14 protein-coding genes and 1 tRNA gene are annotated in these 13,591 nt (G+C 70.9%); 8 read left to right on the top strand and 7 right to left on the bottom strand.

Features of this window, described 5'->3' with window-relative positions:
* Nucleotides 1-28: 28 nt before the first annotated feature.
* Nucleotides 29-556 carry a peptidylprolyl isomerase gene (locus tag FF096_RS21830; protein WP_309223733.1) on the top strand — a complete coding sequence of 176 codons (528 nt, stop codon included), beginning with the start codon at nt 29-31 and terminating at the stop codon, nt 554-556.
* A gap of 231 nt (nt 557-787) precedes the next feature.
* A complete protein-coding gene (locus tag FF096_RS21825) occupies nt 788-1,699 on the top strand; it encodes a rhomboid family intramembrane serine protease (protein ID WP_155221428.1) in 912 nt (303 codons plus the stop codon).
* 46 nt (nt 1,700-1,745) lie between these two features.
* Here FF096_RS21825 and FF096_RS21820 read toward each other — a convergent pair whose 3' ends face one another.
* Nucleotides 1,746-2,186: a PH domain-containing protein gene (locus tag FF096_RS21820; protein WP_309223732.1), complete on the bottom strand. Its 441-nt coding sequence runs from the start codon at nt 2,184-2,186 to the stop codon at nt 1,746-1,748.
* A 131-nt stretch (nt 2,187-2,317) separates the two neighbouring features.
* On the opposite strand from FF096_RS21820, the gene FF096_RS21815 reads away from it, so the two are divergent.
* Nucleotides 2,318-3,490, top strand: a complete 1,173-nt coding sequence (locus tag FF096_RS21815; protein ID WP_155221426.1) for an acetyl-CoA C-acyltransferase — start codon at nt 2,318-2,320, stop codon at nt 3,488-3,490.
* A gap of 145 nt (nt 3,491-3,635) precedes the next feature.
* Complete coding sequence (locus tag FF096_RS21810) at nt 3,636-4,145, top strand: hypothetical protein (protein ID WP_155221425.1); 510 nt, start codon at nt 3,636-3,638, stop codon at nt 4,143-4,145.
* A 130-nt stretch (nt 4,146-4,275) separates the two neighbouring features.
* Here the strand turns inward: FF096_RS21810 and FF096_RS21805 are convergent, their stop codons facing one another.
* On the bottom strand, nt 4,276-5,874 hold the full coding sequence (locus tag FF096_RS21805; protein ID WP_155221424.1) for a ricin-type beta-trefoil lectin domain protein: 1,599 nt from the start codon (nt 5,872-5,874) through the stop codon (nt 4,276-4,278).
* Between the two features lie 164 nt (nt 5,875-6,038).
* Nucleotides 6,039-8,273: a DUF2142 domain-containing protein gene (locus tag FF096_RS21800; RefSeq protein WP_155221423.1), complete on the bottom strand. Its 2,235-nt coding sequence runs from the start codon at nt 8,271-8,273 to the stop codon at nt 6,039-6,041.
* 125 nt (nt 8,274-8,398) lie between these two features.
* Between FF096_RS21800 and FF096_RS21795 the strand changes: the two genes are divergently transcribed.
* Nucleotides 8,399-9,103 carry a glycosyltransferase family 2 protein gene (locus FF096_RS21795; protein ID WP_309223731.1) on the top strand — a complete coding sequence of 235 codons (705 nt, stop codon included), beginning with the start codon at nt 8,399-8,401 and terminating at the stop codon, nt 9,101-9,103.
* 85 nt (nt 9,104-9,188) lie between these two features.
* Here the strand turns inward: FF096_RS21795 and FF096_RS21790 are convergent, their stop codons facing one another.
* Together FF096_RS21790 and FF096_RS21785 are read right to left on the bottom strand one after the other, a co-directional pair.
* A complete protein-coding gene (locus FF096_RS21790) occupies nt 9,189-10,079 on the bottom strand; it encodes a transketolase family protein (protein WP_155221421.1) in 891 nt (296 codons plus the stop codon).
* 2 nt (nt 10,080-10,081) lie between these two features.
* Entirely contained in the window at nt 10,082-10,810 is a 729-nt protein-coding gene (locus FF096_RS21785) for a transketolase (protein WP_155221420.1), read from the bottom strand.
* A gap of 46 nt (nt 10,811-10,856) precedes the next feature.
* On the opposite strand from FF096_RS21785, the gene soxR reads away from it, so the two are divergent.
* Nucleotides 10,857-11,294: a redox-sensitive transcriptional activator SoxR gene (soxR, locus tag FF096_RS21780; RefSeq protein WP_155221419.1), complete on the top strand. Its 438-nt coding sequence runs from the start codon at nt 10,857-10,859 to the stop codon at nt 11,292-11,294.
* 82 nt (nt 11,295-11,376) lie between these two features.
* On the opposite strand, the gene FF096_RS21775 is transcribed toward soxR, so the two are convergent.
* A complete protein-coding gene (locus tag FF096_RS21775; RefSeq protein WP_155221418.1) occupies nt 11,377-12,354 on the bottom strand; it encodes an NAD(P)H-quinone oxidoreductase in 978 nt (325 codons plus the stop codon).
* Between the two features lie 150 nt (nt 12,355-12,504).
* Between FF096_RS21775 and FF096_RS21770 the strand changes: the two genes are divergently transcribed.
* A tRNA-Ser gene (locus tag FF096_RS21770) sits at nt 12,505-12,591 on the top strand.
* Between the two features lie 70 nt (nt 12,592-12,661).
* Here FF096_RS21770 and FF096_RS21765 read toward each other — a convergent pair.
* Complete coding sequence (locus tag FF096_RS21765) at nt 12,662-12,820, bottom strand: hypothetical protein (protein ID WP_155221417.1); 159 nt, start codon at nt 12,818-12,820, stop codon at nt 12,662-12,664.
* Nucleotides 12,821-12,971: 151 nt separating this feature from the next.
* Between FF096_RS21765 and FF096_RS21760 the strand changes: the two genes are divergently transcribed.
* Nucleotides 12,972-13,505: a YbhB/YbcL family Raf kinase inhibitor-like protein gene (locus tag FF096_RS21760; RefSeq protein ID WP_155221416.1), complete on the top strand. Its 534-nt coding sequence runs from the start codon at nt 12,972-12,974 to the stop codon at nt 13,503-13,505.
* Nucleotides 13,506-13,591: the final 86 nt, after the last annotated feature.

Raw genomic sequence — 13,591 nt, 5'->3', positions numbered from 1 at the left:
GGAACTGACCAACGAGTAAGGAGTACCCGTGGCCGAGGCTGTCTACGCCACCGTGCACACCAATGCCGGCCCGATCCGGCTGGAACTCTTCGCCAACCACGCGCCGAAGACCGTCCGCAACTTCGTCGAGCTGGCCGAGGGCACGCGCGAGTACACCGACCCGCGGACCGGGCAGCCGGGCAAAGGGCCGTACTACGACGGCACCATCGCGCACCGGGTGATCAGCGGGTTCATGATCCAGATGGGTGACCCGACCGGGACCGGCCGTGGCGGGCCGGGCTACACCTTCGCCGACGAGTTCCACCCCGAGCTGCGGTTCGACCGGCCGTACCTGCTGGCGATGGCGAACGCCGGGCCGGGCACCAACGGCTCGCAGTTCTTCATCACCGTGTCGCCGACTCCGCACCTGAACAACCGGCACACCATCTTCGGGCAGGTGGCCGACGAGCAGTCCGCCAAAGTCGTGGACGCGATCGCCAACACCCCGACCGGCCCCAGTGACCGGCCGCTTCAGGACGTCGTCATCGAGCGCGTCGAGATCGAGCGGTCGGCCTGAGCGTACGTCCGCAGGGGGCGTCGGACCGGCCTGCGAGTGCTGCGGTCCGGCGTACCAGTTTCGCTGGTCGCGACCACCGGCGGTGGGCGGACGACGACCGTGGCGTCGGCGGCTGGCCCGGGCACGACACCCGTGTCCGGGCCAGCCGCGACCCGTCGGAGAGAGCGTGTGGGAGAAGGCTCAAGGTACCTTTGCTCGCATGACTGAGCGCTCGGGCATCTGGGGTCGGCGATGAGCGAGTCCCCGCCGACCACGCCGGCCTGCTACCGCCATCCCGGACGGGAGACGTACGTCCGCTGCACCCGGTGCGACAGGTCGATCTGCCCGGACTGCATGAACGAGGCATCGGTCGGGTTCCAGTGCCCGGAGTGCGTGGCGGAGGGGCGGCGTAGCGTCCGCCCGGCACGGACCGCCTTCGGTGGCGGCGTCGCCGGTCGACACGGCTACGTGACCAAGACCCTGATCGCGCTCAACCTGCTGGTCATGTTGGCCTCGATCGCCTCCGACCGGGGCGGGGACGCGGCGGCCGGCGGGAACGGCTTCGGCGGGCTGATGGGCGGCAGCACCCCGTTGACCGAGTGGGGTGCGGTGCTGGGCCGGGCGATGTTCCTCGACGGCACCATCGGCGGCGTGGCCGAGGGCCAGTGGTACCGCCTGATCACCGCGATGTTCCTGCACTACGGCGTGGTGCACCTGCTGCTGAACATGTGGGCGCTGTGGGTGTTGGGCCGCTCGCTGGAGGCGGTGCTCGGGCCGCTGCGCTTCGCCGCGCTCTATTTCATCGCCGGGTTCGGCGGCAACGTCGCGGTCTACGTGTTCAGCGCGCCCAACCAGATGTCGGCGGGTGCGTCGACCGCCATCTTCGGCCTCTTCGCGGCAATCTTCGTGATCATGCGACGGCTGGGCCGGGACACCTCGGCCATCCTCCCCATCCTGGTGATCAACCTGATCTTCACCTTCACCGTGCCGCAGATCTCGATCGCCGGGCACCTGGGTGGCCTGGTGTTCGGCGCGCTGATGGCGTTGGTGCTGGCCTACGCTCCCCGGTCGCGTCGGACTCTGGTGCAGTTCGTCGGCGGGGCGGTCATCGTCGTGGTGCTGCTCGCGATGGCCCTGGTCCGTACGGCGGCACTGCTGGGCTGACCACGGCCCGCCGCGCGGCCCGACGGTCTCACCGGCACGAGGTGGGTCAGCCGACGTCGTCGTGGCGTCCGGCGCGGACGGCGTGCAACGCCTCGGCGACCTCGGCCGGGTCGGTGCCGAGGTCGAGTCGGCTGAACAGGTGCAGTGAATCGCCCGCGTCGATCTCCAGCGTGGGGCCGGCGAACGCGCGGCCGGATCGCTGCACCTGGATGGTCTCCACCGTCGGCCAGGGCAGGTGGCGTCGGCTCAGCAGCCCCGCCGGCACGGTGATGCCGGTCGCGTCCACCGCCAGCCGGACCGGCGTGACCAGGTCCCGCAGGCCCCAACCCGTGAGGACCGCCGCAGCCAACCCGCCGAGCACCGGCCGGAGCGGGTCGCCCTCGGCGAACAGGACCCCCAGGGCGAGCACGGCGATCGCCGTGACCAGCTTGAGGATCGGCAGGGCCAGCGGCACCCGCCACTGCTGCGCGATCGTGTCGTACGCCACGGCACCCAGGATGCCAGTGCCGTCGTATCCCGGCATCCGGCGGCGGTGGAGACGGCACGGGAGGGCGGGGACGGGACGGTCGGTCCGGGTGGGCGTAGGATCGGGGTAGCCCAAGTTACCGGGGAGTAGACATGAGTGACGCGGTTATCGTCGGTGCGGTGCGTACCCCGGTCGGGCGGCGCAAGGGCAGCCTGGCCACGGTGCACCCGGTGGACCTGTCCGCCCACGTGCTGCGCGCCCTCGCCGAGCGCACCGGGATCGATCCGGCCCAGGTGGACGACGTGATCTGGGGCTGCGTCTCGCAGGTCGGTGAGCAGTCGTGGAACGTCGCCCGTAACGCCGTGCTGGCCGCCGGCTGGCCCGAGTCGGTGCCCGGCACCACCCTGGACCGGCAATGCGGTTCGAGCCAACAGGCGCTGCACTTCGCCGCGGCCACGGTGCTCTCCGGGCAGGCGGACCTGGTCGTCGCGGGCGGTGTGGAGTCGATGACCCGGGTGCCGATGGGCTCCAGCGTGGCCGGCGGGATGCCGTTCAGCGAGCAGATCCTGGCCCGCTACCGGGGGGTCGAGGGGGTCGCCGAGGACTCCCCGCTCCCCTTCAACCAGGGCGTGGGGGCGGAGCTGATCGCCCGACGTTGGCGGCTGTCCCGTACCCAGCTCGACGAGTTCGCGCTGGCCAGCCACGACAAGGCCGCTGCCGCGCAGGACGCCGCCGCGTTCGAGGCCGAGATCGCCCCGGTGGTGCTCGCCGACGGCGGCAAGTTCGCGATGGACGAGGGCATCCGGCGTGACACCTCGCTGGAGAAGCTCGGCGAGTTGGCCACCCCGTTCGATCCGGAGGGCGTGGTGACCGCCGGTTCCGCCTCGCAGATCTCCGACGGGGCCGCCGCACTCGCGGTGACCACGAGCGAATGGGCCAGCCGGCACGGGCTGCGCCCACTGGCCCGCATCCACACGGCGGTGGTGGCGGCCGACGACCCCGTCGCCATGCTGACCGCGCCGATCCCGGCTACCGCGAAGGCGCTGCGCCGCGCGGGGCTGGGCATCGAGGAGATCGGGGTGTACGAGGTGAACGAGGCGTTCGCCCCGGTGCCGTTGGCCTGGTTGGCGGAGACCGAGGCGGACCCGGAGCGGCTCAACCCGCGCGGTGGCGCGATCGCCCTCGGGCATCCACTCGGCGGGTCGGGTGCCCGGATCATGACCACCATGCTCGCGCACATGCGGGACAACGGAATCCGCTACGGTCTGCAAACCATGTGCGAGGGCGGCGGGATGGCCAACGCGACCATCGTCGAGCTGCTCTGAGCAGCCGGAGGTAGCACCCGACGGCCGGAGCGGCGGCACCGATCGTCGGCGGCGGACGGTGCGTGCCGACGGCGCGTGATGTGGAAATTGCAAAAAGCATGTCCATCGGCCACGTCACGGCACCGGCAGGGTCGTTGGGCAGGTCATGGACGTCTTCTCCCGAACGTTCCTTCCGGCCGCCGCCGAGGCTGGCCTGGCGCTTCAGACCGCCAGCCGGCACATGCCGGTGTTCCGTCGCTGCGTGGGTTCCGGCGACGCCACCATCCTGGTCACCCGGTGCAGTCGGCCCGACCGACCGGTCAAGGGGGAGTACCTGCTGCTGCTCACCCACCGGCGGCTCGTGGTCACCCGGCAGACCCGGGTGTTGCACCGACTCCGCCTGCACCTCAACACGGAGCTGCGCGAGCTGAGCCACGTCACCTGGAGCCCCGACCCGCGACTGCACTGCGTGGAACTGGCCGCCACCGCTATCGACGGCATCCGCGAGCGCTTCCTGATCCGCACCCAGTACCCCAAGCAGGTGTGGCAGCTGGACGCGTTGCTCAACCATGCCTTCCGCACCCGCGTACGCAGTCAGCAGCCCCGGATCGTGGCCACCGTCGCCGAGTCGCCGACCGCTCGACCGGCCACCTTCCAACCCGTCGCGGCCCGCTGACCGGGCCCCGCACCGGAGAGCCTGCGACGGACCTCGCGCCGCTCGTGGCGTAGCACGGACCCGCCGTGCCCGACCCGTGATGGTCGGTCGACCAGCACGGTGAGCACGGCGGGCCCGCTGCTTTCTGCCGTCAGTAGACGCGGGAGCCGATGAAGTCGTCCCGGCCATAGCCGACCGGCTGGGCGAACGACCGCGACTCGAACGACCACTGCTGCCGGGAGCTGCTGGAGCAGGTGGCCAGCCGCAGTCGGGGGGTACCGAGCAGCGGGTTGTCGAAGGCCAGGCAGAGGTTGGTGTTACCGGCGGCGCGGATCTGGTTGCCGGAGAAGGTGAACTTCTGGTTGGTGCCGCCGTGGCAGTCGTAGATGTTGACCGCCGTGCCCGAAGTCAACGAACCACCGGAGACGTCCAGGCACCGGTCGTGCGAGAGCTCGGAGTGCAGCGACTGCCGGGTCGGGTCGTACCAGAAGCCCTGGTTGCGCCCGCCGTGGCAGCGGTACGACTGCTGCACGGTGCCGTTGCGTGAGTCGTACCCCTTGCCGTCGACGCAGGTGCCGGTGGCCGCGTTACGCAGCTGCCGGAACTCCATCAGCCCCGGGTAGAGCTGGCCGTTGCCGGTGCTGGCCGGGTCGACGCAGGTCCCCTGCTGCTGGCCGGAGGCGTAGAACTGGGTGATGCACTGGGCGAACATGCCGTGCCCCCGCTTGTTCGGGTGGAACGACTGGCGGGCCGCGTTCTCGTCCCAGATGCCCAGCTCGATGTAGAGCCCGCGTACCGAGGTGTTGTCGGTGCACACCTCGTGTCCGTGGAAGAGGCGGCTGGCGTCGAGGTAGCGGGTGCCGGTGTTGGCCGCCGCCGCCCGCAGCGCCGACTCGAACATCGGCACCGCCTTGTTCCGGGCGAACGCGGCGTCGGCCAGGTACAGCAGGCAGCCGCCGGAGTACCAGCCGGGGAAGTTGGGGTTGTCCTCCACGTCCGGACTGGCCGGGCTGGAGTACGACATGAGCACCAGCTCGTAGTCGGAGGCGAGGTAACCGGCGTTGGTCATCGTGCGGCGGATGTCGGTCAGCGCCTCTTCGACCGCCCGACGGCTACCGTCGGTGCGTACCGCCCACTGGTCGGTGTAGGTGGGCCAGCAGGGGCCCTGGAAGAAGACGCGGCGGACGGCGCAGTCGGTGGCGACCGGGCCGAACTGGATGGTGCCGTCGCCGTTGGCGCCGACCACCACCCAGATCAGCTTGATGTTCGTGTTGCGTGCCTTGATCGCGAGTTGGTCACCCTGGTTCAGCTCGTTGTGCTGGGTGGGGCCACCGGCGATCAGGTTCCACGGGGTGGCACCCGAGCAGGCGATGTTGTAGCGCTCGTCGGCGGTGATACCGGTCCGGAAGACCGCCTGGTCGTACGAGCGGTCGCACCAGTTGCCCGGCTGGTGGGTGCCGGGCACGTAGTTGCCCACCCCCTCGCCGGAGATCTGGCTGTCGCCCATGCTGATCAGCGCGGTACGCCGTTGGTCGATCGGGCGGATGCCGGGACTGCCGTAGAGCGCGGTCGCCTCGGCGGCACGGATGGTTTCGAGGTTTGCGGGAAGTGGCTGGACGGCGGGACGGTCGGCCGCGGCGGCGGGTGAGGCCGTGGCCAGCATCGGCAGGACGAGAGCGGTGGCGAGGACGGCGACCTGGGCAAGGCGCCGTCGATGCGTCCGTTCACGCCTGGTGGGGGTACCAGACATCGACGCACTCCTTTCGGCACGATCGCGGGACGTCGATCGAGTTACCGGACGGTAGCGCCTGTGATGCAGGTATGTGAATACCTCTCGGAATACTTCCGCGCTGCGCCAACCCGGGCCAATGGCCCCTTTTCAGCCCGGACCGCTCGAGCCTGCCCCGTGCCTGGTCACCGCTCGCCGGGCAGGGCGTATCCGACGTAGCTGCGGAACTCCAACCGCCAACCGGCGGGCACCAGGTCGGCGCAGAGCTTCCGGCTGCCCGCACAGAGGATCGCGTCGACCGAGGCCGGGTCGGTCGGCGGTCGGTTGTCCAACACCGACTGAAGTGCCAGCAGGTCAGGTGGTGAACCGTCCGCGTCGCGCAGCAGCAGCCACCAGGGGTACTCCCAGTCGTCGTTGCGCTGGGAGAGCCCGATCCGGCGCGCGTCGGCAGCGCGGACCGCGTCCGCCGCCCAGCGGTACTCCTCCGCCCACTGCGGACGCCGCACGAACCGGCTCTCCCACTCGGCGGTGGTGAAGACCGAGGCGGTGCCGACCAGTCGGCGCGGGAAGCCGTACGCCACCGACAACACCCCGGCCAACGCACAGGTGGCGAGGACCGTCACCGCGAGTCCGGCGGCGACTGGCCGCCTGCCCACCGGGCCACCGCGCGGTGATTCGACAGGCGCGAACCGCCCCGTACGGCGGACGACGGCGTCGAGCCAGAGCCCGGCCAGTGGCACCGAGGCCGCCAGGGCGTAGAGGATCAGGCGGTTCCCCCACGGCTGCCACTTGATCATTGCGGTGTGCAACACCACGCCGACGACCATCACCACGGCGTACGCACGCAGCGCACCGGCCGCGTCCGGACTGATCCGGGCCGGGCGGCGCAGTGCCGCCAGCACACCGGCCAGCACCAGCGCCCCGGCCAGCGGGAACGCCGCCCGATCCTCGTCGGGATACCAGGACGCCACCGGGAAGATCTCCTGCCCGAAGGTGATCGCGCGGTCCTGTGGGTCGACCCCGAGCAGCCCGGCCACCCCGACGATCACCTCGGCGGAGACGTCGCGCAGCGGTGCCAGCGGAGTGTCCAGTGCGGTGTGCCCGATCCGGAGCGCGTTCACCAGCACCGACGCCGGATCGTGCCGCTCCATCGGAACCGACGTGCGCAGCCGGTCCGGTCCGAGCGGGTGACCGAACTCGGCGTGCACCCGACCGAGGAAGGGGCCGACCACCGCGACGGCGACCAGCAGGATCAGCGCGGAGGCCCCGACGGTACGGGCGATTTCCGCGACCGGGGCCCGGCGGCGTGGGACCGGCCGGTCGACGTACGCCAGGCGAAGCTGGCCCACCCCCCACAGCACGAGTAGCGGACCGACCGCCAGCAGCCCGCTGGTCTTGGTGACCGCGGTCAGCCCGGTGGCCGCACCGAGGGCGAGCAGGTCGACCAGGTGTGCGCGTCGGCGCAGCCCGTCCAAGGCCAACGTCCCGGTGCAGAGCACCCAGGCGGCGCAGACCAGGTCGGTCTGGGTACTGGTCGCCTGGAGAGCCACCATCGGCGTGGTGGCCAACACGAAGACGGTGAGGACCTGGGCCCGGCGACCACCGCCGAGCTGCGCGGTCACCCGGGCCACCACGAGCAGGCAGAGCACTCCGGCCGCCCACTGGACCAGGTGGTGCAACGCGTCGCCGCCGGTGAGTAGGCGCAGGTGCAGCAGCAGATACTCGGCACCCGGCGGGATGGTGACCTGCCGGTGGATCGCGGTCGCCCAGAACGTCAGGTCGCCCTGAGCCACCCAGCGTTCCACCTTGGGCAGGTGGTACGTCTGCGAGTCGAAGTTGTTCGGCGCGGCCAGCAGGGCGATCAGCAACTCGACCAGGACCAGCCCGGCGACCGTACCGGTGAGCAGCCGTTCGCCACGACTCGCCGTACGCCAGAAGTCGCCGACGGCGGCGCGCCAGCCGCCGGCCGCCACGGTGCCCGGCCCGGACGGTGCCGATGGTCGATCGGGCCCCACGGTCACCGTGTCGACCGCCACGCCACCGGCCGGTGCGGCGAGGACGCCCGACGATCCTGACGCCAGGGCCCGGCCCGGTGACGCGGCGGTGGTGCCCACGACCGTGAACCCGGGCGCGTCCGCCACGGCGACCGTGGCGTCCACCCGATGCCGCCACCAGGCGGCGGCTGCCGCCGCGCTGAGGCAGAGCAGCCAGGCCAAGCCGAACGCGAGTGGGTTGAGCAGCCGCAGTGCCCCCAGCACCTCGACGGTCACCACCGCGAAGGCGCCGACGGCGAGGGCCGCCCGGACCACCGCGAGCCGTCGGGGTGTCGCCGCGCCCACGACCCGTGGTCGAAGCGCCACGCTGAGCAGAGCGAGCGTGGCGACGGGAAACAGGACGAACAGGAAGCCGGCGGCCGACATGGCCGGAAGTAAACACCATCAGCCTGGGTGCCCAACCATGGATCACCATCGGTGGTCTGCACCAGCGGGCTGACCTGCCGGGCTAGGCTATGGCCGACACATTGTGCGCCCTCGTGGAGATTCCCGTGAAGCTGTCGATCCTCATGCCGGTCTACAACGAGGAAGAACGCATCGCGGATGCCCTCAAGCAGGCGCTGGCCGTCGAATACCCGTGCGAGATCGAACTCGTGGTGGTCGACGACGGCAGCCGCGACGGCACCGGAGAGGTCCTCGGCCGCGCCGATGACGCCCGGCTGCGGGTTATCACGCACCAACGCAACGCGGGCAAGGGCGCGGCCATCCGCACGGCGGTCGCCAACGCCGACGGCGAGTACATGGTCATCCTCGACGCCGACCTGGAGTACGACCCGCAGGACATCCCCAAGCTGCTCGCCCCGGTGCTGGACGGGCGGGCGACGGTGGTCTACGGCAACCGCACCTTCGGCAGCCACAGTGCCTACAGCTTCTGGTACGTGATGGGCAACAAAGGCGTCACCATGGCGGCGAACGTGCTGTTCAACTCCTACATCGGCGACCTGGAGACCTGCTTCAAGCTGATGCCGGTGGAGCTCTACCGCTCCCTGGACATCCGTTCCCGTGGGTTCGGTATGGAAGCCGAGGTGACCGGCAAGCTGCTGCGCCGCCGCATCCGGCCGTACGAGGTGCCGATCAGCTACCGGGCGCGGGGCCGGGAGGAAGGCAAGAAGATCACCTGGCGGGACGGCGTCGAGGCGCTCTGGATCCTCGGTCGGGAACGCACCCGCCGCAAGCGCGACATCGCGCCCAACTGACCCCCTGACCGCTCCGTTACTGCGGGCGGGCGTCGGATCGCGGCAGGTCGGGGCGGTGCGTCGCCGCCGACATGCCGCGTGGCGATCACACCAACGCCGGTGCCAGGAAGTCGGTGATCGAGCGGCGCAACCCGTTCGCGTCCAGCCCGTGCCAGCGCGCGTGGTCCGTCGCCGAGCCGTAGCGGCGCCACTCCTCGCGTCGCACCCCCAACGCCAGCAACCGGTGCGGCCGGTCGGCCAACGCTGCCGCGACCACCCGGGTCGAGGTGCCCGCCAGATAGGGCTCCACCAGGATCACCTCACGGTCGGCGAGCGCCCGCAGCCCGGCGGTGTCGAACGGCCGTGGCCGATGCGTGTACGCCACGCTGACCGGTAGGCCCGAGGTCGCGTCGAGAGCAGCGTCCAACACGGGACCGACCGCGACCAGCAGCGCCGCACCCGGCCCCGCGTCCCGGACCACCACGAGCGCGCCGTCACCACCGTGCGGTTCGGCGTTGTGCAGCGTCGACAGCCGCAGGTACGCCGAGCCCTCGGCGGCGACCATCGCGCGCAGCAGCGCCGGTACCTCGTCGGGATGACCAGGTGCGTGCACCGTCCACCCGGACAGGGTGTCGAACAACGCCACGTCGGCCGGACCGAGATGGGTACGGCCGGCCTCCGCCCGGTCATAGGAGGCACCCACGCTGACCAGCACCGCGCTCGCATCCTGGTGGTCGAGGTCGAGCTTGATCTGCTCGTACGCCCGTTCCACCAGGAACGGCGCGTAAGTGTGCACGATCGGTCGCAGCCCGGTCAGCGCCAGCCCGCCGGCCACACCCACCATCAACTGCTCCCGGATGCCGACGTTGAGCACCCGATCCGGGTGCCGTTCGGCCGCCGGGGCGAACGCGCTGGCGGAGATGTCGGCGAGGACCAGTGCGGTACGTGGATCCTCGGCCAACAACGCGGTGGTGGTGTCCACGAATCTGTCCCGCATCGTCACCGCTCCCCAGCCTCGACGACCGCCACCACGAGGTGCGGCCGATGTCCGTGGTGCCCGGTCAGCGCCGTATGGACAGCGGTGTGGTCCCGCCCGTCGACGGTCGCGGCTGTCCAGCCGTTGGCGGTGAAACGTGTGGCCAGGCCACCCGGCCAGCCGTGGGTCGCGGAGGAGTTGTCCACCACGATCGCGGTCAGGTTGGCCAGGCCGACCGCTCCGGCGTAGGCGATCGCCTCGTGATTTGAGCCCTCGTCCAGTTCGGCGTCGCCGAGCAGCACGTACACCCGGGGGGTGAGCAGACCCTGGGCGCGCAGCCCGAGCGCGGTGCCGACACCCAGTCCCAGTCCGTGCCCGAGCGAGCCCGAACCGATCTCCACGCCGGGGATCAGGGTGCGATCCGGATGATCACCGAGTCGGCTGTCCGGCCCGCCCTGGTCGTCCAACCAGTCGGGTGGGATGAATCCCTTCGCGGCCAGCAGCGCGTAGTAGCCGGCCACCGCGTGCCCCTTGGAGAGAAGGAAACGGTCGCGGTCGGGGTCGTCGACGGTCGCGGGAGTGATCCGCAGCACCCGGTCGTAGAGCACCTGGAGCACGTCGAGGGTCGACAGGACGTTCGGGCCGAACTCTCGACCGGCGCGTACGCGCTCCAGCAGCGTGGTGAGTGGTTCCCGGCCGTCGAGCGGCGCGGCGGCCTCGGCGACCCGGGCCGTGGTAGCGAGCATCGTCATGCGGATAGCCTGCAAGTTGAAGCGAGGTTCAAATCAAGGCGACGTGATGCAGGAAGCTCTGACAATCGGTCAACTCTCCGCCCGTAGCGGGGTGGCGCAGTCCGCGCTGCGCTACTACGAGCGGTTGGGACTCATCCGCGCCGAGCGGACCAGCGGCAACCAACGCCGCTACCACCGGAGCGAACTGCGCCGGGTGGCGTTCATCCGGATCGCCCAGCAGGTCGGCATCTCGCTGGAGGAGATTCGTACCGCGCTCGACTCCCTGCCCGCCGCGCGTACCCCCACCGCCGAGGACTGGGCCGAGCTCTCCACCGCCTGGCGGGCCCGGCTGGACGAGAAGATCCGCCTGCTGAGCCGACTCCGCGACGACTTGGACGCCTGCATCGGCTGCGGCTGTCTCTCGCTGCGCCGCTGCACCCTCTACAACCCGGAGGACAATCTGGGCGGCGAGGGCCCCGGCGCCCGCCTCGTCCTGCCCGGCTGACCACCGGCTCGCCGGTAGCTGCCCTCGCCCGCCGGTTGCCTTCGGGTGACCCCCGGTGTCGGCGGCGCGGCTGCCGCGCCGCTCAACCGACGGTGAGCAGCACCTTGCCGACGTGCTCGTTCGACTCCACCAGCCGATGCGCCTGCGCCGCGTCCACGATCGGCAGCCGCCGGTCGATCACCGGACGCACCCGGCCCGCCTCGACCAGCGGCCAGACCTGCTCGCGTACCCCACGCACGATCGCGGCCTTCTGCGCCAGCGGCCGGGAACGCAACGCGGTGGCCGCGACCGTGCCACGCTTGGCCAGCAGCGCGCCCAGATCCAGCTCACCCTTACGGCCACCCTGCAAGCCGATGACCACCAACCGCCCGTCGGCGGCCAGGGCGGCCACGTTACGGCCCAGGTAGGACGCGCCCATGATGTCCAGGACGACATCCGCGCCCCGCCCGTCGGTGACCCGCCGAACCTCCTCGACGAAGTCCTGCTCCCGATAGTCGACAAGCACGTCGGCACCCAGCTCACGCAGCCGCTCGTGCTTCGTGGCCCGCGCGGTCGCCACCACGGTCGCGCCGAGCGCCGCGCCGAGCTGGACCGCGAACGTGCCGATGCCGCTGCCACCACCGTGCACCAGCAGCGTCTCTCCCGCCGTCAGGCGAGCCACCTGCACCACGTTCGACCACACCGTGCACGCCACCTCCGGCAGGGCGGCGGCGTCGACCAGATCGACGCCGTCCGGCACCGGCAGCAGCTGCCCGACCGGCACCGCCACCCGTTCGGCGTACCCGCCACCGGCCAGCAGCGCGCAGACCTGGTCACCCACCTGGACACCGGTCACGTCCGGACCGGTCGCGCTCACCACCCCCGAACATTCCAGACCGGGGTACGCGGGCGCGCCCGGCGGCGGCGGATAGTGCCCCTGCCGCTGCAACAGGTCAGCCCGGTTCACCGCAGTGGCCCGGACGTCCACGACCACCTCACCCGGCCCCGGCTGCGGGTCGGGCACCTCGCTCCACCTCAGCACGTCAGGTCCGCCCGGCTCGACAATGGTGATCGCGCGCATGGCCCAGTCTTACCCGATCACCGGCCGCCTCCACCTCGGCCCCCGCAACCTCCACCCGCTGTCGGTGGTCGCGCCACACCGGGTAGCTCGCTCATACACCGCCGTGCCCGGCGTGGCAGACTAGGCACCGGCCACGCACCGCGTGGTCCGGGAGGGTTCGCCTAGTGGCCGATGGCGCTGGTCTTGAAAACCGGTAAGGCAGCGATGTCTTCGTGGGTTCGAATCCCACACCCTCCGCCTTTGTCGTGATGCGGCCACCTCCGCCGGGCGACCGGCAGGGCGGTGACGTGAAGCCGTCGCGTACGCCTCAGGTGTTTTCTGGTGGGTGTTTGCGTTGTTCCTCGCGGATCTTCTCGTCGGCGAGCCGGTCCACTGCTCGGCGGCGTTCGTCGCTGAGGGCCGCCTCGTCACGCCGACGTACGGCATCGACGATGGCGGCGATGAAGTCGCGCCAGACCTTGGCCAAGGAACTCCTTCGGGTAGGTGTTGCAGGGTGACAACCGCCGTGAAGGGCTCTCGGTTACGGCAGACATGAGGGTCGGTTCTGTCGAATGTCAGCGCCGCACAGGGTAAGAAAGGAGCGCAGAGCACCGCCTCCTCCGGAAGGACCTGTGTCGATGACCTTGGAACGTCCCATCGCTCCCGACCCGTACGAGCTGCTGCCGACCGTCGCCTCCTTCACGCTGACCAGTGAAGATGTGCAGAACGGTGAGCCGATGGACGCGGCTCACGCCCACGGCAGCACCGGCGGCGACAACGTCTCGCCGCATCTGGCCTGGTCGGGCTTCCCGGCGGAGACGAAGAGCTTCGTGGTGACCTGTTTCGACCCGGATGCGCCGACCGGGAGTGGCTTCTGGCACTGGGTGCTGGTCAACCTGCCGGCCGACGTGACGGAGCTGCCGCGCGGTGCGACCGGTGACGATCTGCGGGGCGGGTTCACCGTGCGCAACGACTACGGAGAGCACGGTTTCGGCGGTGCCGCCCCGCCGGCCGGTGACCGTCCGCACCGGTACGTCTTCGCGGTGCACGCGCTCGACGTCGAACGCCTCGACGTGACGCCGGAGTCGACGCCCGCCTACGTCGGCTTCAACCTCGCCTTCCACACCCTGGCCCGCGCCACCATCCGCCCCACCTACCAGATCGCCGGCTGACCAGCATCGATCCCCGATCGATCATGAGGTTGGCGGCAGGGCCGACGGTCAGTGTGCCGCTGACCTCATGATCGACGGCGGGTGGT

This window comes from Micromonospora sp. CP22, assembly GCF_009712475.1.
Lineage (GTDB): Bacteria > Actinomycetota > Actinomycetes > Mycobacteriales > Micromonosporaceae > Micromonospora.
The sequence above is the reverse complement of the archived record's forward strand: the minus strand, read 5'-3'. Positions and strand labels throughout refer to the sequence as shown.

What these genes read in the sequence shown, in the direction of transcription:
- FF096_RS21825 (WP_155221428.1), top strand. Translation starts at nt 788, where the DNA reads ATGAGCGAGTCCCCGCCGACCACGCCGGCCTGCTACCGCCATCCCGGA.
- FF096_RS21815 (WP_155221426.1), top strand. Translation starts at nt 2,318, where the DNA reads ATGAGTGACGCGGTTATCGTCGGTGCGGTGCGTACCCCGGTCGGGCGG.
- FF096_RS21810 (WP_155221425.1), top strand. Translation starts at nt 3,636, where the DNA reads ATGGACGTCTTCTCCCGAACGTTCCTTCCGGCCGCCGCCGAGGCTGGC.
- FF096_RS21805 (WP_155221424.1), bottom strand. Translation starts at nt 5,874, where the DNA reads ATGTCTGGTACCCCCACCAGGCGTGAACGGACGCATCGACGGCGCCTT.
- FF096_RS21800 (WP_155221423.1), bottom strand. Translation starts at nt 8,273, where the DNA reads ATGTCGGCCGCCGGCTTCCTGTTCGTCCTGTTTCCCGTCGCCACGCTC.
- FF096_RS21790 (WP_155221421.1), bottom strand. Translation starts at nt 10,079, where the DNA reads ATGCGGGACAGATTCGTGGACACCACCACCGCGTTGTTGGCCGAGGAT.
- FF096_RS21785 (WP_155221420.1), bottom strand. Translation starts at nt 10,810, where the DNA reads ATGACGATGCTCGCTACCACGGCCCGGGTCGCCGAGGCCGCCGCGCCG.
- soxR (WP_155221419.1), top strand. Translation starts at nt 10,857, where the DNA reads ATGCAGGAAGCTCTGACAATCGGTCAACTCTCCGCCCGTAGCGGGGTG.
- FF096_RS21775 (WP_155221418.1), bottom strand. Translation starts at nt 12,354, where the DNA reads ATGCGCGCGATCACCATTGTCGAGCCGGGCGGACCTGACGTGCTGAGG.
- FF096_RS21760 (WP_155221416.1), top strand. Translation starts at nt 12,972, where the DNA reads ATGACCTTGGAACGTCCCATCGCTCCCGACCCGTACGAGCTGCTGCCG.